Genomic DNA, 26,539 nt, shown 5'->3' with positions numbered 1-26,539 from the left:
TACGTAAACAATGAATAAAATCCTGTTAGTTGATGATGACCGAGAGCTGACTTCCCTGTTAAAGGAGTTGCTCGAAATGGAAGGTTTCGATGTGCTGGTTGCCTATGATGGGGAACAGGCGCTTGAGCTTCTGGATGACAGCATCGATTTACTTTTGCTCGACGTCATGATGCCGAAGAAAAACGGCATTGATACGCTGAAAGCACTTCGTCAGACACACCAGACACCCGTAATCATGCTGACCGCTCGCGGCAGCGAATTGGATCGCGTACTTGGCCTTGAGCTGGGCGCGGACGACTATTTACCCAAACCGTTTAACGACCGTGAACTGGTCGCGCGCATCCGCGCTATTCTGCGTCGCTCACACTGGAGCGAACAGCAGCAGAACAGCGATAACGGCTCGCCGACTCTGGAAGTAGATGCGTTAAGCCTTAATCCGGGTCGCCAGGAAGCCAGCTTTGACGGGCAAATTCTGGAGTTAACCGGCACCGAATTCACCCTGCTTTATTTGCTGGCACAGCATCTCGGTCAGGTGGTTTCGCGTGAGCACCTGAGCCAGGAAGTGCTGGGTAAACGCCTGACGCCTTTCGATCGCGCTATCGATATGCATATCTCGAACCTGCGTCGTAAGCTGCCAGAGCGTAAAGACGGACACCCGTGGTTTAAAACCCTGCGTGGTCGCGGCTACCTGATGGTTTCCGCTTCATGATAGGGAGCTTAACCGCGCGCATCTTTGCCATCTTCTGGTTGACGCTGGCACTGGTGTTGATGTTGGTGCTGATGTTACCCAAGCTCGACTCACGCCAGATGACCGAGCTACTGGACAGCGAGCAGCGCCAGGGGTTAATGATTGAGCAACACGTTGAAGCTGAACTGGCGAACGATCCACCCAACGATTTGATGTGGTGGCGTCGCTTGTTTCGGGCGATAGACAAGTGGGCGCCGCCAGGACAGCGGTTATTACTTGTTACGACGGAAGGACGCGTGATCGGCGCAGAACGCAATGAAATGCAGATCATTCGTAACTTTATTGGTCAGGCCGATAACGCAGACCATCCGCAAAAGAAAAAATACGGTCGCGTTGAGATGGTCGGGCCTTTCTCCGTCAGAGACGGTGAAGATAACTACCAGCTGTATCTCATTCGACCAGCCAGCAGCTCACAATCTGACTTTATCAACCTGCTGTTTGACCGACCGCTGTTATTGCTGATCGTCACCATGTTAGTCAGCTCTCCGCTATTGCTCTGGCTTGCCTGGAGTCTGGCGAAACCAGCGCGTAAGTTGAAAAACGCGGCGGATGAAGTGGCCCAGGGCAACCTGCGTCAACATCCGGAGCTGGAAGCCGGTCCGCAGGAGTTTCTGGCGGCAGGTGCCAGCTTTAACCAGATGGTGACGGCGCTGGAACGGATGATGACCACGCAGCAACGTTTGCTGTCGGACATCTCTCACGAGCTGAGAACACCGCTAACGCGTCTGCAACTGGGCACCGCTCTGCTGCGCCGTCGTAGCGGTGAGAGCAAAGAGCTGGAGCGCATTGAAACAGAAGCACACCGACTAGACAGCATGATCAACGACCTGCTGGTGATGTCGCGTAATCAGCAGAAAAACGCGCTGGTCAGTGAAACGGTGAAAGCTAATCAGCTGTGGGGCGAAGTGCTGGATAACGCCGCCTTTGAAGCTGAGCAGATGGGTAAATCGCTCACGGTGAATTTCCCGCCGGGTCCGTGGCCGCTGTACGGTAACCCAAATGCGTTGGAAAGTGCGCTGGAAAACATTGTGCGCAATGCCCTGCGCTATTCACATACGAAGATTGAAGTTGGCTTCGCGGTGGATATCGACGGGATTACCATCACCGTGGACGACGATGGCCCAGGTGTAAGCCCTGAAGACAGAGAACAGATTTTCCGTCCGTTCTATCGTACCGATGAGGCACGCGATCGCGAGTCTGGCGGAACAGGTCTGGGTCTGGCGATTGTTGAAACCGCAATCCAGCAGCATCGTGGCTGGGTGAAGGCCGAAGACAGCCCGCTGGGTGGTTTACGGCTGGTAATTTGGTTACCGTTGTATAAGCGTTCCTGAGTCTCTCTGTGTTGCCGGATGGCGGCGTAATGCCTCATCCGGCCTCCACGGACAGGGGGAATTATTTCCCCCACAAACGGCGGGAATTGTCTTCGATCTTGCCGCTTAAACGACGCTTTTGCATCGTTCTGGTCCAACTTTTTGATAACCCGGCAGCCGACAGTAAACGGTGATATTGCGAATCATCAAACGGCATATGCCAGGCGATAGCAATTGCCTCCCGCACGCTGACGTCGCTCACGCGTGACGCCAGGATCAACGGCGCGTCTGCAGATACCAGCCCTGCCGCGACGACGCTGCACAGCCAGCCCGTCTTACCTGCATCCTGCATCTGGCAGGCCATATCGCTGATGCCAAAATGGAAATTCAACTTAAAGCACGGCGAGCGCGGCTGCGTGACCTGAATCAACGCCTCTCCCCACTGGAAAATGTCACCAATATACACATTCTCTTCAGTCAGCCCCTCAGTAGAGAGGTTCTCACCAAACGCGGGCGCGACAAATAGCTCCGCCTGCTCCGGAAACGCTTGTCTCCAGTGCTGATAGTGTTCACGCGGATAGTGACACAGCGCGCGATCCGGCCCGCCATGAATTTTCGCTTCCGCCTGTTCATCTCCCGTCAGCCCCAGTTCGGTCAGCATCAGCTCACCGTCAATCTGGACTTTAGCAATCGCGCTGGGACGGCTTCCCGTGTAGTCCCGAACTTTGCCCGTAAAAACATCGACCGGATATCGCATCTGTTCCCTCTCCCGATAAATTTCCCCCATTACACCACATTTATTTTACCCCAGTCGCTCAAAATGAGAGCACGGTTCACATGAAACTTAGGGACACATGCTATCAATGTAAGCTGGTTTTGAAACATCATTTCAAATAAGGAGTCGACAACGTGACTGGTCAATCGCAATTTGCTGGCGTCTGGTGTCCTTCCATTACGCCAATGGACAATGACGGTAAGATCGATCTCAACGGTCTAAACCAGCATCTCAAACGCCTTACCGAGGCCAAAATCGATGTGATTTTGCTGATGGGCAGCATCGGGGAATTTGCTTCCTTTACGCTCGAAGAAAGGCTGTTGCTGATCCGCGAGGCCCGCGCCATGAGCTCGCTGAAGATGGTCGCCAACGTCTCATCCACCTGCCAGAATGATGTATTGTTGATGGCGCAGGAAGCGTATCGCTCAGGTTACGATGCCGTGATGATCCTGCCGCCCTACTACTACGGACAAACGGCGAAACAGCTGCTGAGCTACTTCCGTCAGTTGGGGCAGAAACTCAGCGGCAAATGGTTTGCCTATAACTTCCCGGCACGCACCGGCTGCGATTTAACCCCAGAGCTGGTTGCCTCCCTCGCCGCTGAGTTCCCGAATTTCGCTGGTATCAAAGACACCGTCGACTGCCAGTCTCATACTCGCAGTATGATTCAGACCACCCGCGCCGTGCGGGAGGATTTTGCCGTGCTGTCCGGCTACGACGAATACTATATACCCAACCTGTTGGCAGGTGGCGCAGGGATTATTTCAGGGTTGAACAACGTCATGCCGGAACTGTTTGTCAGCGCGCGGGAAGCGTTTAAACAGGGCGACCTGGCAGCGCTTCGCGATATTCAGGACCAGATTGGCACCTACATGTCCATCTATGCCATCGGCGAAGATTTTGTCACCACCATCAAAACCGTGGTATCGCGTAAGTTTGGCTATTGCTCCGGCGTGTCACGTAATGCCGGTGGAGAGTTGAACGAGAGTGAGTGTAGAACAATCGATGAGGTGTTTGTCGTCAAAGGGTAAATAATTAGGCCGGATGGTGCAGACCATCCGGCTTAAGAGACTTACTTCACGGTGCCACGAAGATCAATTTCTGCCGCCCTTGCTTTGGCCCTTTTCGACCAGATAGACGTGATAATCGGCACCAGAATGGAGGTCACAATCACCGACGTGGCGACCAGGGAAGTTGCTGCCGGTGCCATCGGTTTAAATGCCGGAACCATTTCAGCAATCAGCACAGGCGTAGCAACCGCCGCCCCCGCAGAACTGGAAGCCGCAATCCCCGCCGTACCATCGCCACCACCAATCAGTTTATCGGCGATAATCAATGGAATACCAGTGATGATAATCACTGCCACGCCCAGCAGAATACCCAGCACGCCGGTCTGAGCAATCACGCTCAAATCAATGGTGTTACCTAATGCGAAGGCAAAGAACGGGATCAGCGTCTGCACGGCCTTACTGAAGAATTCCCGCAGCTCAGGATCCAGATTACCCAGCGCAAAACCAATCAGGAACGGCAATACTGCGCCAACAAATACGTGCGGTTCAAACGACGCGATCCCGGCAGTTCCCAGAATCACCATGGTCATCAGCGGGCCAGACTCCAGCGACATCAGGACAAACGCCCCAGCCTCTTCTTTGGTGCCGTACTGCTGCATAATCGAGGCATACAACCCGCCGTTGGTCATATCCATCGCGGCCACCAGCGCCAGCGTAGACAACCCAGCGAAGAATCCGACCTCTACGCCATGTTCCGGCAGAATGCGTGAGGCAATCGCTGCAACCACCCACGCCACCAGAATCTTGGTTATGACTAACGTACCTGATTTACGCAGCACGGTGCCGGTGGCGCTTAGCTTGATCGACGCCCCCATGCAAAAGAACCAGACCGCCAGGATAGGTACCGTACCGGTGATCATACCGTTGGTAAAGGAGCCGAAGTATTTCCCGGCGCCGGGGGAAAAGGTGTGACACAACGCGCCCAGGAAAAGCGGCACCAGCATCATACCGCCTGGGATTTTCTCTATCGTACGTTTGATCTGCATTTCCATCACCTGTAGACATAAAAATGGGGCAATTTTTATGGGCGATTGCATCTTGCTTTGAGATGCGCCCGTCTTGATGAAAAGAAGATAGACATTCATAGAGACTATAAAAGTGATCCCACTCGCATAATAAAACCTTGTTTCAATTTAAGTGGATCATTGTTTTTATATTGAGTTTGATCACAAAAAAACCCCACAAGCATCGCTTGCAGGGCTTCGTTAAAGCATAGAATTTATTTTTTTGCTGCGAAACGCGCGGCAGCTTCGTCCCAGTTCACGACGTTCCAGAACTCTTTGATGTAGTCCGGGCGACGGTTCTGGAATTTCAGGTAGTAAGCGTGTTCCCAAACATCCAGGCCCACGATTGGGAAACCGGAAGCGCCAGAGATAGCTTCACCCATCAGCGGGGAATCCTGGTTGGCGGTGGAAACAACAGCCAGTTTGTCACCTTTCAGCACCAGCCACGCCCAGCCGGAGCCAAAGCGGGTTGCCGCTGCTTTTTCAAATTCAGCTTTGAAGTTGTCAACGGAGCCAAAGTCACGTTCGATAGCCGCTTTCAGGTCACCCTGCAGCGTAGTACCGGTTTTCAGGCCTTTCCAGAACAGGCTGTGGTTAGCGTGACCGCCCGCGTTGTTACGCAGTACGGTTTTCTTGTCTGCTGGCAGTTGATCCAGTTTGGTGATCAGCTCTTCAGCGGACAGGCTGGCGAATTCTGGCAGGCTTTCCAGCGCAGCGTTCGCGTTGTTTACGTAAGCCTGGTGGTGTTTGGTATGGTGGATTTCCATCGTCTGCTTATCGAAGTGCGGTTCAAGGGCATCATAAGCGTACGGCAGGGATGGCAGTGTATAACTCATAATCATCTCCAGTATTGTCGGGCGGCCTGTGTTAACGCCGCGTAAGCAGTTGGGTCATTATAGTTAATTAAATGATATTGAAAATGATTATCAATGCCGTACTTTTTACAGGGCTATTATGCGGTAAAAGTGTGAGCATCACTGGGAAAATCAGGTGAATTTTGCCAACCTGTGTAGAAAACAGGCAGCGACATGAAGGACATGGGAGATAAAGCACGACATAGTCTGAGAATTATCTCACAAGGAAATATTGCTATGTCTGTCAACATTGCCCTTTTTGGTATCGGCCTCGACACATACTGGCCCCAGTTTACAGGCCTGGAGTCACGTCTTCAGGGCTACCTGCAAACAATTGATGAGCGTCTGACGGCACAACAAGCCACCGTGATTAATGGCGGCCTGATTGATAACGTCGATAAAGCCGATGCCCTTATCAAGCGGTTGCAACAGCAGTCAGTCGATGCGGTCTGCCTTTACATCAGCACCTACGCGCTCAGCTCAACGGTGCTCCCCCTTGTGCAGAGCATCAATAAACCGGTCATTATTCTGGCCCTACAGCCAGAGCCAGGACTGCCCTATTCAACTATCCGTCAAATTCCCGATCGGGGCGGGCGTACTGGAGAGTGGCTGGCGCACTGTCAGGCCTGCAGCGCCCCCGAACTGGCAAATGTGTTTAACCGTGCGAATATCCGCTTTCAATTGATCGTTGGCGCACTACAGGGTGATGAGTACGTCTGGCAACAAACTGCGCAGTGGCTACAAGCCCTTAACACGCGACAAATGCTGGCAAATTGTCAGGTCGGCGTCCTCGGACACTATTATGACGGCATGGTGGACGTTTACAGCAATATGACGAACTTGTCCGCCAAAATGGGCGTTCGCTTTAAGCCGCTGGAGATGTGTGAGTTGGCGGAATATCGCGAGCAGGTCAGCGAGACAGACCTCCATGCTAAACAACAGGAAATGCACCGTGTACTTCAGTTGGATGCAGCATGCGAGCCTGCAGAGCTTGACCGCGCGCTCACCACTGCCTGTGCCATGGATAAACTAATTGCCCGGAATAAGCTCGGCGCACTCGCCTATTACTATGAGGGTCGTAACGGTAACGCTTACGAGAACATCATCACCTCAATCATTCTCGGCAATACGCTGCTTACCCACCGTGGTATTCCCGTAGCGGGAGAATATGAAATCAAAAATGTGCTGGCGATGAAAATTCAGCAACTTTTAGGGGCTGGAGGTTCATTCTCAGAACCCTATGGTATTGAATTTATCGATGACGTTGTTTTGTGGGGACATGACGGTCCGGCGCATCCTCTAATGGCGGATGGTCCGGTGAGTCTGGTGCCGCTGCCGGTTTATCATGGTAAACCCGGTAAAGGTGTGTCCATCCAGATGACCGTGAAGTCTGGCCCGGTAACCTTTCTTTCGGTAATTGAAGATGCCGAAAACGGGGTGCGTTTACAGTATGCCGAAGGTGAAGCTGTGGCAGGCGAAGTTCTGGATATCGGCAACACCAACAGCCGCTATCGCTTCCCGTTATCGGCTCGCGAGTTCACCACGCAATGGTGCATGGGCGGCCCAGCCCATCATTGCAGTATTGGCCTGGGGCATCATGGTGAGGTACTGGAAAAACTCGCCTGGTTACTGGGTATTCAGGCAGTAAGAATCTGCTAATCCTCAATATTTCCGCCCTTCACAAAAAGAGGGGCGGAGCTGCATTTGTGATCAACATCCCTTTCATCCCCTGAATTTTGCCAGCATTACTCATCACGCGGCAGCATGCTGAAGGTTAATTTATTGCTCACTCTTTAGACTTTTGAATATCAGAACGGGTGATTTTCATCCTGCCAAATCGATAATTCAAAAGGAAACAGAATGGGTAACGCAATTACGATGGGGATAATATGGCATCTTATCGGTGCCGCTAGTGCCGCTTGTTTCTATGCCCCCTTTAAAAAGGTACAACACTGGTCCTGGGAAACCATGTGGTCCATCGGTGGCTTTGTATCATGGCTAATCCTTCCCTGGCTCGTCAGCGCGATCCTGCTGCCGGACTTCTGGACCTATTACAGTTCATTTAGCGCGTCCACACTGCTGCCGGTATTTTTGTTCGGCGCCATGTGGGGGATTGGTAACATCAACTATGGTCTGACCATGCGTTACCTCGGTATGTCGATGGGAATCGGGATCGCTATCGGCATTACGCTGATTGTTGGCACCTTAATGACGCCAATCATTGCCGGTAAATTTGACGTGCTCATCGGCACGCCTGGTGGGCGAATGACCCTGCTCGGCGTGCTGGTCGCCCTGATCGGCGTGGCGATTGTCACCCGTGCCGGACAGTTAAAAGAGCGCAAGATGGGCATCAAAGCCGAAGAGTTCAATCTGAAAAAAGGTCTGATACTGGCGGTGATGTGCGGCTTTTTCTCCGCGGGGATGTCCTTTGCTATGGATGCGGCTAAACCCATGCACGAAGCAGCTGCAGCACTCGGTATCGATCCGCTGTATGTCGCCCTGCCAAGCTACGTCGTCATCATGGGCGGCGGTGCGGTAATCAATCTGGGATACTGCTTCATTCGTCTGGCAAAAATGAAAAATCTGTCAGTAAAAGCCGACTTCTCGTTAGCCAAACCGCTGATTATCAGCAACATCCTGTTCTCGGCGCTTGCTGGTCTGATGTGGTATCTCCAGTTCTTCTTTTACGCCTGGGGCCATGCCAAAATTCCAGCGCAATATGACTATATGAGCTGGATGCTGCACATGAGCTTCTACGTCCTGTGCGGTGGTATCGTGGGCCTGATCATGAAAGAGTGGAGCAATGCAGGACGACGTCCGGTCAGTGTGCTAAGCCTTGGCTGCGTGGTGATCATTGTCGCGGCAAACATTGTTGGTCTGGGAATGGCCAGTTAATCATGTTGGTTGCTGAGATGACGCCACTGGCTGGGCGTCATCCCGGTTTCGCGCGTGAACACCACCGAAAAGTAGTTACTGTCCTCAAAGCCGCAGCGCATGGAAATCTCACTAATCATCAACCGACTATGTTTGAGCAGATACTGCGCATGGCAAACCCGCACCTGGCGGAGATACTGGTTGATGGTCATGCCGGTCTGGCTGCGAAACTGCTGGCGCAAAACGCGCTCGCTGCACCGTTCGCGCTCGCAAAACTTATTCAGTTCGAACGCATGCTCATGGCTACCGGCTAACGCGGTGATCAGTTTATCCAGCAGCGTTTCGCTCGACGTTGCCGGGAGCGTATCCGTTGCATAACGATGCCGTTTAAGGTGGGTCACCAGTTGCCCGAACAGCAGCTCAGCCATGGTAAAAGCCTGCGCATCCCGTTGATTACTTTCATGCTCAAGCTGGCTTATCACCTGTCTGACCTGGCTCATGCCAACGCTACCGAGTCGCCAGTGCGGGTGCCTCGGCGCACCATCAAATCCGGGGATCGCCCCTTGCCAGTCAACATTCAGCGTCAACCGCTCCGGGCAGTAGATGATATTTTGTAGCACAAGGTCGTTAACGGAAGTGTAGGAGTGTTTATCTTCGGCGCGAATGTAAAACAGATCGCCACGGGTTATCCGGTACGGGCGATCGTTAAGGACATGCAGGCCATTACCGCGCCAGACCAGAACCAGCTCGCAAAACTCATGGGTATGCTCAGCAAAGACATCCTGCGGATAACGATCGGCTACGGCGACAGCCTGCTGCTCATGCGCAAAAAAGTCTGATTTCAGAAGGACCAGATGGTTCGCCATCACAATATTCCCTGCCGGGTGGCGGCTACGTGTCACGTAATCTGTAGGCCGGATAAGGCGTAGCCGCCATCCGGCGTTAAGGAACATGATTATCTGAGATTCGGCGATAAAAAACGTTGATAGCTTTCGCGTTACTGGAGGCTGCTTGCCACAACGAGATCGCGCCCCTGACGAATATCGCGTGGCGACCACTTGAACTCACGGCGAAAAAGCGTCGAAAAGTGGTTACTGTCGCCGAATCCGCAGAGATAAGCGATGTCTGTCACGCTATCATCACTGTGACGAAGCAGATGCCGAGCCTTGATCAGCCGCAAGCGGTTAAGGTAGCGCTGCGGCGTCAATCCGGTTTGCTGTTTGAGCTGGCGATGCAGAGTACGCAAAGAGAGGGAAAACTTCTCGGCCAGCGCCTCCCAACATACCTCGTCGGCAAAGTTATCTTCCAGCCACGCCATCAGGAGGTTAAGCCGCGCGTCGTTATCGGTCGCTGCTTCCATCAGGCTGCTTTTACGCAGCAGCACCAGCAACTGCATAAACAGGATCTCGCGATTTGCCGCCGTTGGTGTATCCATCCCCTCACCGAGCGCTTCCATCTGCCCCACCAGTTGTCGAACCTGCTGCAACACACCCTGATTCACCCGCCAGTGCGAAGGATACTGCCCATTCTGTTCCTGAGGTAAAAGCTGATTCAGCCCAGCCAGAAATTGAAACGCATCCGGGGAGCGATACAACACATTGGTCAGGCACAGATTGTCAGTATGTTCATATAAATGCCGGTCATGATCGCGAACGAAACACACCGTACCGCCGCTGATGGTGTAAGGCTGTCCGTTGAACACATGGATCCCCGTTCCATGTTCGACCACCACAATTTCATGAAAATCATGATGATGTTCTGGAAACGCAGGTTGAGGAAGCCGCGGTTCAATAGCCACTGGCGCTTTACCTGTCGGAAAAAAATCCACGCAATGCAATATCGTCATGATGACATCCTTCCCGATCAAATGAACATGGCTGAATAGTAATTAAGGGTTATCACCCTCACCTTAAATTTTTGACGCCAAAGTGCGTAAACACGGTCAATTCTTCAAGAAATGGCGGGAAAGATCGGGAATTGCGGAAGACGTCACATCCGCTAAAACCGACCCTTTTAATAGAAATTGTGAACAGCATCACGTTCACCTTTGCCATGTTGCCAGCCGCTAATTGTGGCTGTCACTGTCAAGAAGGTACGCGTTATCTGGGGTTCTTAGACTGAGTGCAATAAAACTCAGAAGGACCTCGCTATGACTTTTCGCCATTGTGTCGCAGTCGATCTCGGCGCATCCAGTGGGCGCGTAATGCTGGCGCGTTACGACAGTGAACACCGCACCCTGACGCTGCGTGAAATCCACCGCTTCGTGAACTGCCTGCAAAAAACAGACGGTTTTGACACCTGGGACATCGACAGCCTGGAAAACGATATTCGTCTTGGCCTGAAAAAAGTCTGCGATGAAGGCATTCGGATAGACAGCATCGGCATTGATACCTGGGGCGTGGATTACGTTCTGATCGATAACGTCGGTCAACGTGTCGGTCTGCCGGTCTCTTACCGTGACAGCCGCACGACCGGCATTATGGCGCAAGCGATGGCGCAGCCGGGTAAAGGTGAAATTTACCGCCGTAGCGGCATTCAGTTTCTGCCCTTTAACACCCTGTATCAGTTGCGTGCGCTGGTTGAACAACAGCCAGAACTGCTCCCGCAGGTGGCCCATGCCCTGCTGATCCCCGACTACTTCAGCTTTCGCCTGACCGGCAAAATGAACTGGGAATACACCAATGCCACCACCACCCAGTTAGTCAATATTAATACCGACGACTGGGATGACACTCTGCTGGCGTGGACCGGAGCAGACAAAGCCTGGTTTGGTCGTCCGACACATCCGGGGAACGTAATTGGTCACTGGATTTGCCCGCAGAAAAATCAAATTCCGGTCGTAGCCGTCGCCAGTCACGACACGGCCAGCGCGGTCATAGCTTCTCCGCTGGCCGACAAAAACAGCGCCTATCTCTCTTCCGGGACCTGGTCGCTGATGGGCTTTGAGAGCAGAACGCCGTATACCAACGATGCGGCACTGGCGGCGAATATCACCAACGAAGGCGGCGCGGAAGGGCGCTACCGTGTCCTGAAAAATATTATGGGGCTGTGGCTGCTCCAGCGCGTATTAAAAGAGCGCCAGATTTCCGACCTGCCAACGCTTATCAGCCAAACGCAAGCGCTGCCGGCCTGTCAATTCCTGATAAACCCGAACGACGATCGCTTTATCAACCCCGACGATATGAGTGCAGAAATTCAGGCAGCATGCCGTGAATCAGGCCAACCCGTACCCCTGCAAAACGCCGAACTGGCGCGCTGTATCTTCGACAGCCTGGCGTTGCTGTACGCCGACATCCTGCAAGAGCTGGCACAACTGCGTGGTGCAGCATTTAGCCAACTGCACATTGTCGGTGGCGGCTGCCAGAACACCTTACTGAACCAGTTGTGCGCGGATGCCTGCGGTATTCGCGTGATGTCCGGGCCAATTGAGGCCTCCACGCTCGGCAATATTGGCATCCAGCTGATGACGCTGGACGAGCTGAACAACGTTGATGATTTCCGTCAGGTGGTGCGCGCTAACTACGAACTGACCACCTTCATTCCCAATCCTGAAAGTGAAATTGCCCGCTACCAGGCGCAGTTTCAATCACTACGACAGACAAAGGAGCTTTGCGCATGACCACTCAACTTGAACAAGCCTGGGAACTGGCAAAACTGCGTTTCGCCGCGGTAGGCATTGATGTCGAGGCGGCCTTACGCCAGCTCGATCGTCTGCCGATCTCCATGCACTGCTGGCAGGGCGATGATGTCGCCGGTTTCGAAAATCCGGAAGGTTCGCTCACTGGCGGTATTCAGGCTACCGGTAACTATCCGGGTAAAGCGCGTAACGCCACCGAACTGCGGGCCGATCTGGAGCAGGCGCTGAGCCTGATTCCGGGTCCAAAACGTCTGAATTTGCACGCGATCTATCTGGAATCTGATACGCCGGTTGCCCGCGATCAAATCAAACCTGAGCACTTTAAAAACTGGGTGGAGTGGGCGAAAGCGAACCAGTTAGGACTGGATTTCAACCCATCCTGCTTCTCACACCCGCTGAGCGCCGACGGTTTCACGCTGGCCCACGCCGATGACACCATTCGCCAGTTCTGGATCGATCACTGCAAAGCCAGCCGTCGCGTCTCGGCGTATTTTGGCGAGCAGTTGGGTACGCCATCAGTGATGAACATCTGGATCCCGGATGGCATGAAAGACATCACTGTTGATCGTTTAGCGCCGCGCCAACGTCTGCTGGACGCGCTGGACGAAGTGATCAGCGAGAAACTAGACCCGGCGCACCATATCGATGCCGTCGAAAGCAAGCTGTTTGGCATCGGTGCGGAAAGCTACACCGTGGGCTCTAACGAGTTCTACATGGGTTACGCCACCAGTCGCCAGACGGCGCTGTGTCTGGATGCGGGTCATTTCCATCCGACCGAAGTGATTTCCGACAAAATCTCCGCCGCCATGCTGTACGTGCCGCGCCTGCTGCTGCATGTCAGCCGTCCAGTGCGTTGGGACAGCGATCACGTGGTGCTGCTGGATGATGAAACGCAGGCGATTGCCAGCGAGATCGTGCGCCACAACCTGTTTGACCGCGTACACATCGGCCTCGACTTCTTCGATGCCTCCATTAACCGCATCGCCGCGTGGGTGATCGGTACCCGCAATATGAAAAAAGCCCTGCTGCGCGCGCTGTTAGAACCGACCGAGCAACTGCGCCAGCTCGAAGCCAGCGGCGACTACACCGCACGCCTGGCCCTGCTGGAAGAGCAAAAATCGCTGCCGTGGCAGGCCGTCTGGGAGATGTATTGCCAGCGTCACGACACGCCAGCGGGCAGCCAGTGGCTGGACAGCGTGCGCACTTATGAAAAAGAGATTTTGAGCAAACGTAGCTAACCGTGACGCCAGGCTTGTAGGCCGGATAAGACGCCCCGCGTCGCCATCCGGCAATGAATGAAACACGATTGCCGGATGGTGCTTCGCTTATCCGGCCTACGTAAGACCCGATAACGTTCGGGCAATAAACAGGAACACCGAACATGCAAAACATTACTACTTCCTGGTTCGTCCAGGGGATGATCAAAGCCACTTCTGATGCGTGGCTGAAAGGCTGGGACGAGCGTAACGGCGGTAACCTGACGCTGCGTCTTGATGAAGCAGATATCGCGCCATTTAGCGCCGATTTCCACGAAAAACCACGCTATATCGCGCTGAGTCAGCCGATGCCGCTGCTGGCGAATACGCCGTTTATCGTCACCGGTTCGGGGAAATTTTTCCGCAACGTCCAGCTCGATCCAGCAGCCAATTTGGGCGTGGTGAAAATCGACAGCGACGGTGCGGGCTACCACATCCTCTGGGGCCTGACTCACGAGGCCGTACCGACCTCTGAACTGCCGGCTCACTTCCTCTCTCACTGTGAACGCATTAAAGCGACGAACGGTAAAGACCGCGTGATCATGCACTGCCATGCCACCAACCTGATTGCTCTGACCTACGTGCTGGAAAACAACACCGCGCTGATTACCCGCAAGCTGTGGGAAGGCAGCACCGAGTGCCTGGTGGTGTTCCCGGATGGCGTTGGCATTCTGCCGTGGATGGTGCCAGGTACAGATGAAATTGGTCAGGCGACCGCCGAGGAAATGCAGAAACACTCGCTGGTACTGTGGCCATTCCACGGCGTGTTCGGCAGTGGACCCACCCTCGACGAAGCGTTCGGTTTGATCGATACCGCAGAGAAATCCGCTGAGGTTCTGGTCAAGATTTACTCGATGGGCGGTATGAAGCAGACCATTACGCGTGAAGAGCTGATCGCACTTGGCAAACGCTTCGGCGTGACGCCGCTGGCCAGCGCCATAGAGCTGTACTGATACCTCCCCACTCAACGCCGGATGCAGCTTCGCCTTATCCGGCCTACATGACGGTGCGCATTTCACCGTAGGCCCGATAAGTGTAGCGCCATCGGGCACCAGGGAATTTTTTTAAGGAGAATAGTGATGAGCTTTATGTTGGCACTGCCAAAAATTAGCCTGCATGGCGCCGGCGCGATTGCCGATATGGCGAACCTCGTGGCGAATAAACAATGGGGCAAAGCGCTGATCGTCACCGATGGTCAACTGGTAAAGCTGGGCCTGCTGGATAGCCTGTTTGCCGCGCTGGATGAACATCAGATGTCTTACCACCTGTTTGATGAGGTGTTTCCAAACCCGACGGAAGAGCTGGTGCAGAAAGGTTTCGCGGCGTATCAGGACGCCAAATGTGACTACATTATTGCCTTCGGTGGCGGTAGCCCGATCGATACCGCTAAAGCGGTGAAGATCCTGACCGCCAACCCCGGCCCTTCTACCGCTTACTCCGGCGTAGGCAAAGTGAAAAATGCAGGTGTACCGCTGGTCGCCATCAATACCACCGCCGGAACGGCAGCAGAGATGACCAGCAACGCGGTCATTATCGACTCTGCCCGTAAGGTCAAAGAGGTGATCATCGACCCGAATATCATCCCGGATATCGCCGTGGATGACGCCAGCGTCATGCTGGACATCCCGGCATCCGTCACCGCCGCAACCGGTATGGACGCCTTAACCCACGCGGTGGAAGCCTATGTTTCCGTTGGTGCGCATCCGCTCACCGACGCTAACGCGCTGGAAGCGATTCGCCTGATCAACCTGTGGCTACCAAAAGTGGTCGACGACGGTCATAATCTCGACGCTCGTGAGCAAATGGCGTTTGGTCAGTATCTGGCGGGGATGGCCTTTAACAGCGCTGGTCTCGGTCTGGTGCATGCGCTGGCGCACCAGCCGGGCGCAACCCATAATCTGCCACACGGCGTCTGCAACGCCATCCTGCTGCCGGTAATCGAAAACTTTAACCGTCCAAACGCCGTGGCGCGCTTTGCCCGCGTGGCGCAGGCGATGGGCGTCGATACCCGTGACATGAGCGATGAAGCGGCAAGTATGGAGGCCATCAACGCGATTCGTGCACTCAGCAAGCGTGTCGGTATTCCTGCGGGCTTTAGTTCACTTGGCGTGACGAAAGAGGATATTGAGGGCTGGCTGGATAAAGCGTTGGCCGATCCGTGTGCGCCGTGCAACCCGCGCACCGCCAGCCGCGACGAGGTCCGCGAGCTGTATCTGGAGGCGTTATGATTCGCAAGGCCTTTATAATGCAGGTGAATGCCGACGCGCACGTTGAGTACCAGCGTCGTCATAACCCCATCTGGCCAGAACTGGAAACAGTGCTGAAAGAACACGGCGCCCATCACTACGCGATTTATCTCGATCAGGCGCGCAATCTGCTGTTCGCCACCGTTGAGATTGAGTCCGAAGAACGCTGGAATGCCATTGCCAGCACCGACGTTTGCCAACGTTGGTGGAAGCATATGCGCGACGTAATGCTGGCCAACCCAGACAACAGTCCGGTCAGCGCAGAGCTAAAAGAAGTGTTTTATTTGCAGTAGTCTTGTAGGCCGGATAAGGCGCTAACGCGCCGCATCCGGCACAACGCAACATAACAGTTAGTTCTGCTCAGAAACCAGAATCGCCTGGGTGTCAGGCTCCAGCGCTTTAAAGATATGGGCCTGGTCAGCGGGGTAACAAATATAGTCGCCCTCGCCTAACTCCTCCGGTGCTTCCGTCAATCCCACCATCGCCTTACCCTGCGTCACGATGATGTGTTCAACCGATCCCGGTGGATGCGGCTGTGAAATCCGATCCGCGCCCGGCTGCGTTAGCAGCAGATAGATATCCCGCCGTGCCCCCGGTGGGCAGGCGGCCAGTAAAATGGCCTGATAGTGGGCCTGCTCAGCCACGACTTTTGTTCCTTCGCCGCGGCGAATCACCTGCGTTTTTTGTTCCTGCGGCTCCAGCAGGCGCGCAAAGGGAATATCCAACGCCACACACAGCGACCAGAGAGTTTCCAGGCTAGGATTGCCATTGCCCGCTTCCAATTGCGAGAGTGTCGATTTTGCAATCCCTGCGCGACGGGCAATCTCTGCCAATGACAAACCGGTGCGCTGACGTTCACGCACCAGGCTTTTCGCGATCATACTGATGGGCTGGGTCATTCACGACTCCATGTTCTTTATATCGAACGAATCGTTCGACTTGTAATATTAACTGGTCGCGTTCATTATAATGGAAATTCGTTCGATATGGCTAAAATGGTATGAAACATTATTTTTCCAGTCTCAAAGGCGACACAATAAAAGCAATATTTTTAGTCTGTCTGGCCGTCGGCGTAGTCGGCATGTCATACGGCTCGCTGGCAATGGCCTACGGCTTCCCGCTGTGGGTACCGTTTGTGCTCTCTATTACCGTGCTGGCGGGTGCATCCGAGTTTATGTTTATCGGCATCGTCGCCAGCGGCGGTAACCCACTGGCGGCTGCGGCTGCCGGTTTACTGGTCAACGCCCGACACGTCCCGTTTGGCGTCACGGTGCGCGATCTTGTGGGCTCCCGGGCTGCGAGTTTCCTCGGCTGTCATATCATGAACGACGAAAGCGTAGTATTCGGCCTGTCGCAAAAAACGCCCGAACAACGTAAAGCAGCCTATTGGCTGTGCGGTCTGGGCGTCGCTATTTTCTGGCCTGTTGGCACACTGATCGGCGCGGGCGTCGGCAAACTGCTCCCCGCCCCGGAAACCATCGGTCTGGATGCCGTCTTCCCTGCAATTTTATTGGCCTTAGTGGTTCCGGCCTTTAAAAACCGCACCACGCTGATTCGCGCCTGTAGCGGTGCCGGGTTGTCGCTTGCCGCCATCCCCTTTGCGCCGGTCGGTTTACCGGTTTTGCTCTCACTGTTTGGCTTACTGACGAGGAAAAAATAATGGGCAACATGACGCTGTTTATCGTCGGTATCGCCATCTTATCTCTGGGAACCTATTTAATGCGTTTAGGCGGAGCGAAGCTTGGGAGTCGTTTAGCGTTCTCGGAACGCTCGCAGGCGCTGCTTTCCGACGCAGCAACGGTATTACTGTTCTCCGTTGCGCTGGCGACCACCTTTTACGAAGGCGAACACTTTGCCGGTATGGCGCGGGTTCTTGGGGTTGGCTTCGCGGTATTTCTCGCCTGGCGCAAGCTGCCGCTAATCGTGGTGATCGTTGCCGCCGCGGTGGTGACCGCATTGCTGCGTATAGCGGGCATAAACTAAAAAAGCGCCTCAAGGGCGCTCTTTCGACAGTACTGAGGTATCTTATTTCAGCAGTTCAGCAGTCATGTGCACGCGGTTGCCGGTGTAAGCCTGAGTGATTTTATAATCGCTGGCGCCTGCACGTTCAGCCTGGGCGGCAATTTTTGCTTCAGCACTTTCCAGCGTAGAACCGGTTGCGGTAACTGTCTGAGCAGCGAAAGAACCGAAAGAAGTAGCCAGAGCGATAACTGCGACAAAAGTTTTGATGCTTTTCATGATATAAACCCTTTAACTTAGTTGTTTGAGTAAGGCACCGTGCCTTGATGTGATAAATAATAGCCCTCACATCGCACAACTAAAAGCGGAAGGATTTGCCAGTCTAATTCAAAATAATTGAATAACTTTTATTCAGCTATCAGACGCTCGGGGTGTGTATAAATCGTCGCCCTGCCCGGTTTGCAAAAACCCACCAGCGTCAGGTTACAGCGCTCGGCAACTTCTACCGCCAGCGTTGTCGCGGCAGACACAGCAAACAGAATCTCCACGCCGCACATCGCCGACTTCTGCACCATCTCGTAGCTGGCGCGGCTGGAGACTAATACCGCGCCCTGTTGCCAGGTTTCCCCTTCGATTGCGCGTCGCCCCAGCAGTTTATCCAGCGCAACATGACGCCCAACATCTTCATGCCCGCCCGCCAGATGACCTGACGGCTGTACCCAGGCAGCCGCGTGTGTGCAGCCTGTCAGTTGCCCCACGGGTTGAAAATTATTGAGATGGCGTAAAGCGTGATCGAGATTCGCCAGATCGAATGTCTGGGTAAACGGCAGCGGCTGGACTGGCTTGCCAATGTCATTGAGCTGCTCCACGCCACAAACGCCGCAACCGGTGCGACCGGCCAGCGCGCGACGACGTTCCTTCAGCCCCATAAATCGGCGACTGGACAGCTCAACCTGCACTTCTAATCCGTTACAGGAAGGAACCACTTCCATTGCGTAGATATCCTGCGGGCGCTCAATAATGCCTTCAGAAAGTGAAAAGCCCATCGCAAAGTGCTCAAGATCTTTCGGTGACGCCATCATCACCACGTGCGAAATCCCGTTGTAAACCAGCGCAACCGGTACTTCTTCAGCGACGACATCCGGCTGAGGATGTTGCAAATCCTCGCGTTTCCAGAGGGTCAACTGGCGCGATCCTGTCAAAGTCGTCACATTTTTGATGTTTTCTCGAATAATCTTATTCACTTTCTTTTAACCATATTGGAACACGCATACCAACATTGTGGTATTCTTTACAAACCCCTCCTGGAGGGAGGGAAATTCACCCAATTCTGGACCTTTGCGGTCCCGTCCGCAAAGAAAAATAACAACCACTTCCCTCACGCTCGAGTAACGGAAAAGTGAAGGGAACGTGACAATGTCGAAAAAGGAGCAAACCATGCAGGTCAGCAGAAGGCAGTTCTTTAAGATCTGCGCTGGCGGTATGGCAGGCACCACGGCAGCGGCACTGGGTTTTGCACCCGGCGTAGCGCTCGCGGAAACACGGCAATATAAACTGCTGCGTACCCGCGAAACCCGTAACACCTGCACTTACTGTTCCGTTGGCTGTGGACTGTTAATGTACAGTCTCGGTGACGGAGCAAAAAACGCCAAAGCATCCATCTTCCATATCGAAGGGGACCCGGATCACCCGGTGAACCGTGGCGCGTTGTGCCCGAAAGGGGCAGGACTTGTGGACTTCATCCACTCCGAAAGTCGCCTGAAATTCCCGGAATACCGCGCACCAGGCTCTGATAAGTGGCAACAGATTAGCTGGGATGAGGCATTTGACCGCATCGCTAAGCTGATGAAAGAAGACCGCGACGCAAACTACGTTGCACAAAACGCCGAAGGCGTAACCGTTAACCGCTGGCTTTCCACTGGGATGCTGTGTGCTTCCGCTTCCAGTAACGAAACCGGCTATTTAACGCAAAAATTCTCCCGCGCGCTCGGTATGCTCGCGGTCGACAACCAGGCACGCGTCTGACACGGACCAACGGTAGCAAGTCTTGCTCCAACATTTGGTCGCGGTGCGATGACCAACCACTGGGTCGACATTAAAAACGCCAACCTCGTTGTGGTGATGGGCGGTAACGCCGCTGAAGCCCACCCGGTCGGATTCCGCTGGGCGATGGAAGCTAAAATTCACAACGGCGCGAAGCTGATTGTGATCGATCCGCGCTTTACGCGAACCGCAGCGGTGGCTGATTTCTATGCGCCGATTCGTTCCGGTACTGACATTGCTTTCCTGTCAGGCGTCTTGCTGTACCTGCTGAACAACGAAAAATTCAACCGCGAATACACTGAAGCCTATACCAACGCCAGCCTTATCGTGCGTGAGGATTACGGTTTCGAAGATGGCCTGTTCACTGGCTACGACGCGGACAAACGCAAGTATGACAAAACCAGCTGGAACTACGAGCTGGATGAACAAGGCTTCGCCAAACGCGATGTCACCCTGCAACACCCGCGCTGCGTGTGGAACCTGCTGAAACAGCACGTCTCCCGCTACACGCCGGACGTTGTAGAAAATATCTGCGGTACGCCAAAGGCTGACTTCCTGAAGGTCTGTGAGTACATCGCAGAAACCAGTGCCAAAGATAAAACCGCGTCGTTCCTGTACGCCCTTGGCTGGACACAACACTCCGTAGGTGCGCAGAACATCCGTACCATGGCGATGATCCAGTTGCTGCTTGGCAACATGGGGATGGCCGGCGGCGGTGTTAACGCCCTGCGCGGTCACTCCAACATTCAGGGTCTGACCGACTTAGGCCTGCTGTCACAAAGCCTGCCGGGCTATATGACGCTGCCGAGCGAAAAACAGACTGACCTGCAAACCTACCTTGCCGCCAACACGCCAAAACCGTTGCTGGAAGGTCAGGTGAACTACTGGGGTAACTACCCGAAATTCTTCGTTTCGATGATGAAAGCCTTCTTTGGCGATAAAGCGACAGCGGAAAACAGCTGGGGCTTCGACTTGCTGCCGAAGTGGGATAAAGGGTACGACGTGCTACAGTACTTCGAGATGATGAACCAGGGCAAAGTGAATGGCTATATCTGCCAGGGCTTTAACCCGGTCGCGTCATTCCCGAATAAAAACAAGGTCGTGGCTTCACTGTCCAAACTGAAATTCCTGGTCACCATTGACCCACTCAACACCGAAACGTCTACCTTCTGGCAGAACCACGGTGAGTCGAACGATGTGGATCCGTCGAAAATCCAGACCGAAGTATTCCGTCTGCCGTCCACCTGCTTCGCCGAAGAGAACGGTTCTATCGTTAACTCCGGTCGCTGGCTGCAGTGGCACTGGAAAGGCGCGGATGCCCCGGGGATTGCCGTTACCGATGGTGAAATCCTCGCCGGTATCTTCCTGCGCATGCGCAAGATGTATGCCGAGCAGGGTGGCGCGAACCCGGAACAGGTGCTGAGCATGACCTGGAACTACTCCACACCACACGAACCGGCTTCGGAAGAAGTGGCGATGGAGAGCAACGGTAAAGCGCTGGCCGACATTATCGACCCGGCAACAGGTGCAGTCATCGTTAAGAAAGGCCAACAGCTTAGCTCGTTCGCCCAACTGCGTGACGACGGCACCACTTCCAGCGGCTGTTGGATTTTTGCCGGTAGCTGGACGCCGGAAGGCAACCAGATGGCACGTCGCGATAACGCCGACCCATCAGGCCTTGGCAACACGCTGGGCTGGGCATGGGCGTGGCCGCTCAACCGACGCATTCTGTATAACCGCGCTTCCGCTGATCCGCAGGGGAATCCGTGGGATCCAAAACGTCAGATCCTGAAATGGGATGGGGCGAAGTGGAGCGGGATGGATATTCCGGACTACAGTGCCGCCGCACCTGGCAGCAACGTTGGGCCGTTCATCATGCAACCGGAAGGGATGGGACGCCTGTTTGCTATCGATAAAATGGCGGAAGGTCCGTTCCCGGAACACTACGAGCCGTTTGAAACGCCGCTGGGGACTAACCCGCTGCACCCGAACGTCATCTCTAACCCTGCCGCGCGCATCTTTAAAGGTGACGCGGAAGCACTGGGTAAAGCAGATAAATTCCCGTACGTCGGTACGACCTACCGTCTGACCGAGCACTTCCACTACTGGACCAAGCATGCGCTGCTGAACGCCATCGCACAGCCGGAACAGTTTGTGGAAATTGGCGAGAAGCTGGCGAATAAACTCGGTATCTCTCATGGCGATACCGTCAAAGTCTCCTCTAACCGCGGCTACATTAAAGCCAAAGCAGTGGTGACTAAACGTATTCGCACGCTGAAGGCCAACGGTCAGGATATCGACACCATCGGTATTCCGATTCACTGGGGCTACGAAGGTGTGGCGAAAAAAGGCTTTATCGCTAACACGTTAACGCCATTCGTCGGTGATGCGAACACGCAGACGCCGGAATTTAAGTCCTTCCTCGTGAACGTGGAAAAGGTGTAACGGAGACGACCTATGGCTTATCAATCGCAAGACATCATTCGTCGTTCCGCCACTAACGGTTTCACCCCCGCGCCTCAGGCGCGGGACCATCAGGAAGAGGTGGCGAAGCTTATCGACGTCACCACCTGTATCGGCTGTAAAGCGTGTCAGGTGGCGTGTTCTGAATGGAACGACATCCGTGATGAAGTGGGCAACAACGTTGGGGTGTACGACAACCCGGCTGATTTGACCGCTAAATCCTGGACGGTAATGCGCTTCTCGGAAGTGGAACAGAACGACAAACTGGAGTGGCTTATCCGCAAGGATGGCTGTATGCACTGTGCCGATCCGGGCTGCCTGAAGGCGTGTCCGGCTGAAGGCGCAATCATTCAGTATGCCAACGGTATCGTCGACTTCCAGTCCGAGCAGTGCATCGGCTGTGGCTACTGTATCGCAGGCTGTCCGTTCGACGTGCCGCGCCTCAACCCGGAAGACAACCGCGTCTACAAATGTACGCTGTGCGTTGACCGTGTCGTGGTCGGGCAAGAACCGGCCTGCGTGAAAACCTGCCCAACCGGCGCGATTCATTTCGGTACTAAAGAGTCGATGAAAACGCTGGCAGGCGAGCGTGTGGCGGAGCTGAAAACACGTGGTTACGAAAACGCGGGTCTGTACGATCCGGCAGGCGTTGGTGGTACGCACGTCATGTACGTATTGCACCATGCTGACAAGCCGAATCTGTATCACGGCCTGCCGGAGAACCCGGAAATCAGCGCCACCGTGAAATTCTGGAAAGGCATCTGGAAACCTCTCGCAGCCGTCGGCTTTGCAGCGACATTTGCGGCCAGTATCTTCCACTACGTCGGTGTAGGCCCGAACCGCGCGGAAGAGGAAGAAGACAACCTGCATGAAGAAAAAGACGAGGTGCGCAAATGAAACGACGTGACACCATCGTGCGCTACACGGCGCCGGAACGCATCAACCACTGGATCACTGCCTTCTGCTTCATTCTGGCGGCAGTGAGCGGGATGGGCTTTCTCTTCCCGTCTTTTAACTGGCTGATGCACATCATGGGCACTCCGCAACTGGCGCGAATTGTGCACCCGTTTGTCGGCGTGATCATGTTTGCCTCGTTTATCATCATGTTTTTCCGTTACTGGCACCACAATCTAATCAATCGGGATGATATCTTTTGGGCGAAGAATATTCGTAAGATTGTCGTCAACGAGGAAGTAGGTGACACGGGACGTTATAACTTCGGCCAGAAATGCGTATTCTGGGCGGCGATTATCTTCCTGGTCCTGTTGCTGGTGAGCGGAGTGGTCATCTGGCGTCCGTATTTTGCACCTGCTTTCTCAATCCCGGTGATCCGATTCGCGTTAATGCTGCATTCATTTGCCGCAGTAGCGCTAATTGTGGTTATCATGGTGCACATTTACGCCGCCCTTTGGGTGAAAGGCACCATTACCGCGATGGTGGAAGGATGGGTTACCAGCTCATGGGCGAAGAAACATCACCCGCGCTGGTACCGTGAAGTCCGCCAGAAACAGGAAAAGTCATCTGAATGAGTATTCGCATAATCCCGCAAGATGAGCTGGAGAAGAGCGAGAAACGCACGGCGGATATGATTCCGCCGTTATTATTCCCCAGACTCAAAAATTTGTATAACCGCCGCGCTGAGCGCCTGCGCGAGCTGGCCGAGAACAACCCGCTGGGCGACTACCTGCGCTTTGCCGCGCTGATCGCCCACGCGCAGGAAGTGGTGCTGTACGACCATCCGCTGCAGATGGATCTGACCGCGCGCATCAAAGAAGCGAACGATCAGGGCAAACCGCCGCTGGATATCCACGTCCTGCCACGCGACAAGCACTGGCAAAAGCTGCTGCAGTCGTTGATTGCTGAGCTGAAGCCAGAGATGAGCGGTCCCGCGTTAGCGGTGATCGAGAATCTGGAAAAAGCCTCAGAGCAAGAACTGGAGCTGATGGCCAGCGCGCTGTTTGCCTCTGATTTTGCCTCCGTCAGCAGCGACAAAGCACCGTTCATTTGGGCTGCCCTGTCGCTCTACTGGGCCCAGATGGCAAGCCTGATCCCCGGCAAAGCCCGTGCGGAATACGGTGAACAGCGTCAGTACTGCCCGGTGTGTGGTTCAATGCCGGTCTCCAGCATGGTGCAAATCGGTACCACCCAGGGTCTGCGTTATCTGCACTGCAACCTGTGCGAAACCGAGTGGCACGTGGTGCGCGTGAAGTGCAGCAACTGCGAGCAGAGCCGTGATTTGAACTACTGGTCACTGGATAACGAACAGGCGGCAATCAAAGCTGAAAGCTGCGGCGACTGCGGGACTTACCTGAAGATTCTCTATCAGGAAAAAGACCCGAAAGTCGAAGCCGTGGCCGACGATCTCGCCTCACTGATGCTGGACGCGCACATGGAGCAAGAGGGCTTTGCCCGCAGCTCCATCAACCCGTTCCTGTTCCCGGGTGAAGGGGAGTAAGTTCTTCGCACTACCGGGCGGCGTAAGTCGCCCGGGTTATAATGTATACGGTGTGACCACACCGGATAGGCCTGCAAAATCCTTAGTATTTCGCGTAACCAGCGTAAGACGATGAATCTGTGCTGTTGCCAAAATAATGGCATCCGGCAATTTCATCCCATATTCCTGTCTGATACTCACGCTTCGTTCAGCAATATCCTGTGAAACGCCGATCACGTTAAAAGCACCTAGCGCAACACGAGTACGGGCTTCCTGATGGTATTTTTTTGCACCCACCATCACCTCCATCCATGTAATGAGGCTGATTGCATTCTGCGGCGGCCATGTTTCTATCGCTAGTTTTGCTTCATTTCTCCCACTAAACAGATCGATGAGGATGTTGGTATCAAAAAGCGCGGATCCTTTGACCATTACCATTCCTCACGGAGTTTACGCTGGTATTCAACACCATCTTCCTCACAGCCTTGCCACAGCCCAAGAGCACGTGAAATTGTGGTTTCAGCCTGATCCTGCCTCTCAAGATACTGTTCAACGGCCTCCCGTAAAAGTTCTGCTCGCGGCAGGTTGCGCTGCACCTTGAGATCATCAAGACGTTTAATCACTTCATCTGATAAATCGAGTAAAATTCTGCCCATATCCATCCCAGCCATCATACTCATATATACCTCCAGTATATCATCAGCGATTAATTTCCACACAACATACACCTGAAAAAAGCGAGAAAATAGCCTCCACGCGGACGATTTTTACTTTTGCGAGCCGCTTTCCAGAATCATACCCCCCCCTATTTTTCCCATTTTCATTCTTAGTAATCCAGGTTATAAACCTGTATATCCATACAGATAAGAGTATTTAAAAATGGCACTGGAAAGCGGGATTGCGCAGTTAGTTGAGGCATTTATCGCGGCGGGACGCCCTTCTTCCCGTGAGCAGAATATTGATGACCGGAGAGCGGCCTATACTGCCAGTACGGCGCTGGCCGGAGAAACTGAAACCCGCGTACAGGCTGAAGATATTGAACTCGATGCCATGGCATTTCGCGTTATTTCGCCGCGGGGCAGCACGGGAAATCTCCCCTGCGTTATCTATTATCACGGCGGCTGCTTTGTCAGCGGTGGATTTGCCACACATGATAACCAGCTAAGGCAACTCGCCAGGTACAGCGGCTGTCGGGTCATTGCGGTGCAGTATCGCCTCGCACCAGAGCATACCTTCCCGGCAGCACATAACGATGCTGAAACCGGGGCCAATATCATCTGGAAGTATGCCCAGAAACTGGGGGTAGACCGGGACAACATTACGCTTGCTGGCGACAGCGCAGGTGGACACCTGGCGCTGGTCACCGCACTACGCCTGAAAGCTGCCAGGCAATGGCAACCTGCACAGCTTATGCTGATCTACCCGATGCTGGACGCAACCGCCAGCTTTGCGAGCTATGACCATAATGGACGGGATTACATTATCACTCGCGATACACTGCTTTCGGGCTACGAAATGTATATGCCGAAAACCGATCCATTACATCCCGAAGTCAGCCCACTCTGGCGCAAAGACTTCAACGGTTTACCGCCCACGCACATCATTACTGCCGAATTCGACCCACTGCGAGATGAGGGTGAAGCCCTGTATCAACGGTTCCTGGAGCAAGGCGTGGAGTGCTCTTGCCAACGCTATCTCGGCGTCATCCACGGTTTTTTCCAGTTGGCAGGGGTGAGCCCGGCGGCACGAAATGTGATGCGAGATGTGGCCTGGCGGCTTGGCCAATAAGGATGTTCATGAGTTCTAAAATTAAGGAAGGTACCCGTCAATACAATCATCGACAGCATGCGATTTTTATCAAAATGC

Annotated in this window: 27 protein-coding genes; 17 read left to right on the top strand and 10 right to left on the bottom strand. The window is 54.0% G+C overall.

Annotated elements, in window-relative coordinates; genetic code table 11:
* Positions 1-10: 10 nt before the first annotated feature.
* Both cpxR and cpxA read left to right on the top strand, forming a co-directional pair.
* Positions 11-709, top strand: coding sequence for an envelope stress response regulator transcription factor CpxR (cpxR, locus tag WC1_RS00485; protein WP_003028763.1), 699 nt, complete (start codon positions 11-13; stop codon positions 707-709).
* The gene (gene cpxA / locus WC1_RS00490; protein WP_003840485.1) at positions 706-2,079 is read left to right on the top strand and encodes an envelope stress sensor histidine kinase CpxA; all 1,374 of its coding nucleotides are present in this window, start codon (positions 706-708) and stop codon (positions 2,077-2,079) included. The genes cpxR and cpxA overlap by 4 nt, the downstream gene beginning before the upstream one ends.
* 61 nt (positions 2,080-2,140) lie before the next feature.
* Here cpxA and yiiM read toward each other — a convergent pair whose 3' ends face one another.
* Positions 2,141-2,815, bottom strand: coding sequence for a 6-hydroxyaminopurine reductase (gene yiiM / locus WC1_RS00495; RefSeq protein ID WP_003028749.1), 675 nt, complete (start codon positions 2,813-2,815; stop codon positions 2,141-2,143).
* 152 nt (positions 2,816-2,967) lie between these two features.
* On the opposite strand from yiiM, the gene WC1_RS00500 reads away from it, so the two are divergent.
* Positions 2,968-3,864, top strand: coding sequence for a dihydrodipicolinate synthase family protein (locus WC1_RS00500; RefSeq protein WP_003847870.1), 897 nt, complete (start codon positions 2,968-2,970; stop codon positions 3,862-3,864).
* 41 nt (positions 3,865-3,905) lie between these two features.
* Here the strand turns inward: WC1_RS00500 and kdgT are convergent, their stop codons facing one another.
* Together kdgT and sodA are read right to left on the bottom strand one after the other, a co-directional pair.
* On the bottom strand, positions 3,906-4,889 hold the full coding sequence (gene kdgT, locus WC1_RS00505) for a 2-keto-3-deoxygluconate transporter (protein WP_003028743.1): 984 nt from the start codon (positions 4,887-4,889) through the stop codon (positions 3,906-3,908).
* A 233-nt stretch (positions 4,890-5,122) separates the two neighbouring features.
* Positions 5,123-5,743 carry a superoxide dismutase [Mn] gene (gene sodA, locus WC1_RS00510; protein ID WP_003840480.1) on the bottom strand — a complete coding sequence of 207 codons (621 nt, stop codon included), beginning with the start codon at positions 5,741-5,743 and terminating at the stop codon, positions 5,123-5,125.
* Between the two features lie 255 nt (positions 5,744-5,998).
* Here sodA and WC1_RS00515 point away from each other — a divergent pair, with 255 nt between their 5' ends.
* Together WC1_RS00515 and rhaT are read left to right on the top strand one after the other, a co-directional pair.
* The gene (locus tag WC1_RS00515) at positions 5,999-7,420 is read left to right on the top strand and encodes an L-fucose/L-arabinose isomerase family protein (RefSeq protein ID WP_016151266.1); all 1,422 of its coding nucleotides are present in this window, start codon (positions 5,999-6,001) and stop codon (positions 7,418-7,420) included.
* A gap of 201 nt (positions 7,421-7,621) precedes the next feature.
* Complete coding sequence (gene rhaT / locus WC1_RS00520) at positions 7,622-8,656, top strand: L-rhamnose/proton symporter RhaT (RefSeq protein WP_003028737.1); 1,035 nt, start codon at positions 7,622-7,624, stop codon at positions 8,654-8,656.
* Here the strand turns inward: rhaT and rhaR are convergent.
* Both rhaR and rhaS read right to left on the bottom strand, forming a co-directional pair.
* Positions 8,653-9,501, bottom strand: a complete 849-nt coding sequence (rhaR, locus tag WC1_RS00525) for an HTH-type transcriptional activator RhaR (RefSeq protein ID WP_003847872.1) — start codon at positions 9,499-9,501, stop codon at positions 8,653-8,655. The two genes, rhaT and rhaR, sit on opposite strands and share 4 nt — an antisense overlap.
* A 131-nt stretch (positions 9,502-9,632) precedes the next feature.
* Positions 9,633-10,481, bottom strand: coding sequence for an HTH-type transcriptional activator RhaS (rhaS, locus tag WC1_RS00530; RefSeq protein ID WP_003840473.1), 849 nt, complete (start codon positions 10,479-10,481; stop codon positions 9,633-9,635).
* A 303-nt stretch (positions 10,482-10,784) separates the two neighbouring features.
* On the opposite strand from rhaS, the gene rhaB reads away from it, so the two are divergent.
* The 5 genes from rhaB to rhaM all read left to right on the top strand — a co-directional run bounded on the left by rhaB (position 10,785) and on the right by rhaM (position 16,067).
* Positions 10,785-12,254 carry a rhamnulokinase gene (rhaB, locus tag WC1_RS00535; protein ID WP_016151265.1) on the top strand — a complete coding sequence of 490 codons (1,470 nt, stop codon included), beginning with the start codon at positions 10,785-10,787 and terminating at the stop codon, positions 12,252-12,254.
* Positions 12,251-13,510 (top strand): L-rhamnose isomerase, encoded by a 1,260-nt coding sequence (gene rhaA, locus WC1_RS00540; protein WP_003847877.1) that lies wholly within the window; start codon positions 12,251-12,253, stop codon positions 13,508-13,510. The genes rhaB and rhaA overlap by 4 nt, the downstream gene beginning before the upstream one ends.
* Positions 13,511-13,653: 143 nt before the next feature.
* Positions 13,654-14,481, top strand: a complete 828-nt coding sequence (gene rhaD, locus WC1_RS00545; RefSeq protein WP_003847879.1) for a rhamnulose-1-phosphate aldolase — start codon at positions 13,654-13,656, stop codon at positions 14,479-14,481.
* Between the two features lie 126 nt (positions 14,482-14,607).
* Positions 14,608-15,756 (top strand): lactaldehyde reductase, encoded by a 1,149-nt coding sequence (gene fucO, locus WC1_RS00550; protein WP_016151264.1) that lies wholly within the window; start codon positions 14,608-14,610, stop codon positions 15,754-15,756.
* Positions 15,753-16,067, top strand: coding sequence for an L-rhamnose mutarotase (gene rhaM, locus WC1_RS00555; protein ID WP_016151263.1), 315 nt, complete (start codon positions 15,753-15,755; stop codon positions 16,065-16,067). Before fucO ends, rhaM begins: the two co-directional genes overlap by 4 nt.
* Before the next feature lie 57 nt (positions 16,068-16,124).
* On the opposite strand, the gene WC1_RS00560 is transcribed toward rhaM, so the two are convergent.
* On the bottom strand, positions 16,125-16,673 hold the full coding sequence (locus WC1_RS00560; RefSeq protein ID WP_003028726.1) for a helix-turn-helix domain-containing protein: 549 nt from the start codon (positions 16,671-16,673) through the stop codon (positions 16,125-16,127).
* 101 nt (positions 16,674-16,774) lie between these two features.
* Between WC1_RS00560 and WC1_RS00565 the strand changes: the two genes are divergently transcribed.
* Together WC1_RS00565 and WC1_RS00570 are read left to right on the top strand one after the other, a co-directional pair.
* Positions 16,775-17,434 (top strand): AzlC family ABC transporter permease, encoded by a 660-nt coding sequence (locus WC1_RS00565; protein ID WP_016151262.1) that lies wholly within the window; start codon positions 16,775-16,777, stop codon positions 17,432-17,434.
* Positions 17,434-17,757, top strand: coding sequence for an AzlD domain-containing protein (locus tag WC1_RS00570; RefSeq protein ID WP_003840456.1), 324 nt, complete (start codon positions 17,434-17,436; stop codon positions 17,755-17,757). Before WC1_RS00565 ends, WC1_RS00570 begins: the two co-directional genes overlap by 1 nt.
* 42 nt (positions 17,758-17,799) lie before the next feature.
* Here WC1_RS00570 and WC1_RS00575 read toward each other — a convergent pair whose 3' ends face one another.
* Positions 17,800-18,012, bottom strand: a complete 213-nt coding sequence (locus tag WC1_RS00575; protein ID WP_003825262.1) for a YdgH/BhsA/McbA family protein — start codon at positions 18,010-18,012, stop codon at positions 17,800-17,802.
* Between the two features lie 128 nt (positions 18,013-18,140).
* The gene (gene fdhD, locus WC1_RS00580) at positions 18,141-18,977 is read right to left on the bottom strand and encodes a formate dehydrogenase accessory sulfurtransferase FdhD (protein WP_003840454.1); all 837 of its coding nucleotides are present in this window, start codon (positions 18,975-18,977) and stop codon (positions 18,141-18,143) included.
* 193 nt (positions 18,978-19,170) lie between these two features.
* Between fdhD and fdnG the strand changes: the two genes are divergently transcribed.
* Genes fdnG through fdhE form a run of 4 tightly spaced genes read left to right on the top strand, consistent with a single transcriptional unit; the run spans position 19,171 to position 24,694 of the window.
* Complete coding sequence (gene fdnG / locus WC1_RS00590; protein ID WP_086538668.1) at positions 19,171-22,221, top strand: formate dehydrogenase-N subunit alpha; 3,051 nt, start codon at positions 19,171-19,173, stop codon at positions 22,219-22,221.
* A 12-nt stretch (positions 22,222-22,233) separates the two neighbouring features.
* A complete protein-coding gene (gene fdoH, locus WC1_RS00595; protein WP_003028691.1) occupies positions 22,234-23,136 on the top strand; it encodes a formate dehydrogenase O subunit beta in 903 nt (300 codons plus the stop codon).
* Complete coding sequence (fdoI, locus tag WC1_RS00600; protein ID WP_003028686.1) at positions 23,133-23,768, top strand: formate dehydrogenase cytochrome b556 subunit; 636 nt, start codon at positions 23,133-23,135, stop codon at positions 23,766-23,768. The genes fdoH and fdoI overlap by 4 nt, the downstream gene beginning before the upstream one ends.
* Complete coding sequence (gene fdhE, locus WC1_RS00605) at positions 23,765-24,694, top strand: formate dehydrogenase accessory protein FdhE (protein ID WP_003028685.1); 930 nt, start codon at positions 23,765-23,767, stop codon at positions 24,692-24,694. The genes fdoI and fdhE overlap by 4 nt, the downstream gene beginning before the upstream one ends.
* A gap of 36 nt (positions 24,695-24,730) precedes the next feature.
* Here fdhE and WC1_RS00610 read toward each other — a convergent pair whose 3' ends face one another.
* Positions 24,731-25,105: a type II toxin-antitoxin system VapC family toxin gene (locus tag WC1_RS00610; RefSeq protein WP_003028682.1), complete on the bottom strand. Its 375-nt coding sequence runs from the start codon at positions 25,103-25,105 to the stop codon at positions 24,731-24,733.
* Positions 25,105-25,347: a ribbon-helix-helix domain-containing protein gene (locus WC1_RS00615; RefSeq protein ID WP_043018956.1), complete on the bottom strand. Its 243-nt coding sequence runs from the start codon at positions 25,345-25,347 to the stop codon at positions 25,105-25,107. Before WC1_RS00615 ends, WC1_RS00610 begins: the two co-directional genes overlap by 1 nt.
* Before the next feature lie 205 nt (positions 25,348-25,552).
* Between WC1_RS00615 and WC1_RS00620 the strand changes: the two genes are divergently transcribed.
* Positions 25,553-26,461: an alpha/beta hydrolase gene (locus WC1_RS00620; RefSeq protein WP_016151259.1), complete on the top strand. Its 909-nt coding sequence runs from the start codon at positions 25,553-25,555 to the stop codon at positions 26,459-26,461.
* The last annotated feature ends 78 nt before the right edge of the window (positions 26,462-26,539 follow it).

The organism is Citrobacter sp. KTE30, from assembly GCF_000398825.1.
Taxonomy (GTDB): Bacteria; Pseudomonadota; Gammaproteobacteria; order Enterobacterales; family Enterobacteriaceae; genus Citrobacter; species Citrobacter freundii.
The sequence above is the reverse complement of the archived record's forward strand: the minus strand, read 5'-3'. Positions and strand labels throughout refer to the sequence as shown.

Excerpts from the sequence above, each read along its gene's own strand:
- cpxR (WP_003028763.1), top strand. The coding sequence starts at position 11 with ATGAATAAAATCCTGTTAGTTGATGATGACCGAGAGCTGACTTCCCTG.
- cpxA (WP_003840485.1), top strand. The coding sequence starts at position 706 with ATGATAGGGAGCTTAACCGCGCGCATCTTTGCCATCTTCTGGTTGACG.
- yiiM (WP_003028749.1), bottom strand. The coding sequence starts at position 2,815 with ATGCGATATCCGGTCGATGTTTTTACGGGCAAAGTTCGGGACTACACG.
- kdgT (WP_003028743.1), bottom strand. The coding sequence starts at position 4,889 with ATGCAGATCAAACGTACGATAGAGAAAATCCCAGGCGGTATGATGCTG.
- sodA (WP_003840480.1), bottom strand. The coding sequence starts at position 5,743 with ATGAGTTATACACTGCCATCCCTGCCGTACGCTTATGATGCCCTTGAA.
- WC1_RS00515 (WP_016151266.1), top strand. The coding sequence starts at position 5,999 with ATGTCTGTCAACATTGCCCTTTTTGGTATCGGCCTCGACACATACTGG.
- rhaT (WP_003028737.1), top strand. The coding sequence starts at position 7,622 with ATGGGTAACGCAATTACGATGGGGATAATATGGCATCTTATCGGTGCC.
- rhaR (WP_003847872.1), bottom strand. The coding sequence starts at position 9,501 with ATGGCGAACCATCTGGTCCTTCTGAAATCAGACTTTTTTGCGCATGAG.
- rhaS (WP_003840473.1), bottom strand. The coding sequence starts at position 10,481 with ATGACGATATTGCATTGCGTGGATTTTTTTCCGACAGGTAAAGCGCCA.
- rhaB (WP_016151265.1), top strand. The coding sequence starts at position 10,785 with ATGACTTTTCGCCATTGTGTCGCAGTCGATCTCGGCGCATCCAGTGGG.
- rhaA (WP_003847877.1), top strand. The coding sequence starts at position 12,251 with ATGACCACTCAACTTGAACAAGCCTGGGAACTGGCAAAACTGCGTTTC.
- rhaD (WP_003847879.1), top strand. The coding sequence starts at position 13,654 with ATGCAAAACATTACTACTTCCTGGTTCGTCCAGGGGATGATCAAAGCC.
- fucO (WP_016151264.1), top strand. The coding sequence starts at position 14,608 with ATGAGCTTTATGTTGGCACTGCCAAAAATTAGCCTGCATGGCGCCGGC.
- rhaM (WP_016151263.1), top strand. The coding sequence starts at position 15,753 with ATGATTCGCAAGGCCTTTATAATGCAGGTGAATGCCGACGCGCACGTT.
- WC1_RS00560 (WP_003028726.1), bottom strand. The coding sequence starts at position 16,673 with ATGACCCAGCCCATCAGTATGATCGCGAAAAGCCTGGTGCGTGAACGT.
- WC1_RS00565 (WP_016151262.1), top strand. The coding sequence starts at position 16,775 with ATGAAACATTATTTTTCCAGTCTCAAAGGCGACACAATAAAAGCAATA.
- WC1_RS00570 (WP_003840456.1), top strand. The coding sequence starts at position 17,434 with ATGGGCAACATGACGCTGTTTATCGTCGGTATCGCCATCTTATCTCTG.
- WC1_RS00575 (WP_003825262.1), bottom strand. The coding sequence starts at position 18,012 with ATGAAAAGCATCAAAACTTTTGTCGCAGTTATCGCTCTGGCTACTTCT.
- fdoH (WP_003028691.1), top strand. The coding sequence starts at position 22,234 with ATGGCTTATCAATCGCAAGACATCATTCGTCGTTCCGCCACTAACGGT.
- fdoI (WP_003028686.1), top strand. The coding sequence starts at position 23,133 with ATGAAACGACGTGACACCATCGTGCGCTACACGGCGCCGGAACGCATC.
- fdhE (WP_003028685.1), top strand. The coding sequence starts at position 23,765 with ATGAGTATTCGCATAATCCCGCAAGATGAGCTGGAGAAGAGCGAGAAA.
- WC1_RS00610 (WP_003028682.1), bottom strand. The coding sequence starts at position 25,105 with ATGGTCAAAGGATCCGCGCTTTTTGATACCAACATCCTCATCGATCTG.
- WC1_RS00615 (WP_043018956.1), bottom strand. The coding sequence starts at position 25,347 with ATGATGGCTGGGATGGATATGGGCAGAATTTTACTCGATTTATCAGAT.
- WC1_RS00620 (WP_016151259.1), top strand. The coding sequence starts at position 25,553 with ATGGCACTGGAAAGCGGGATTGCGCAGTTAGTTGAGGCATTTATCGCG.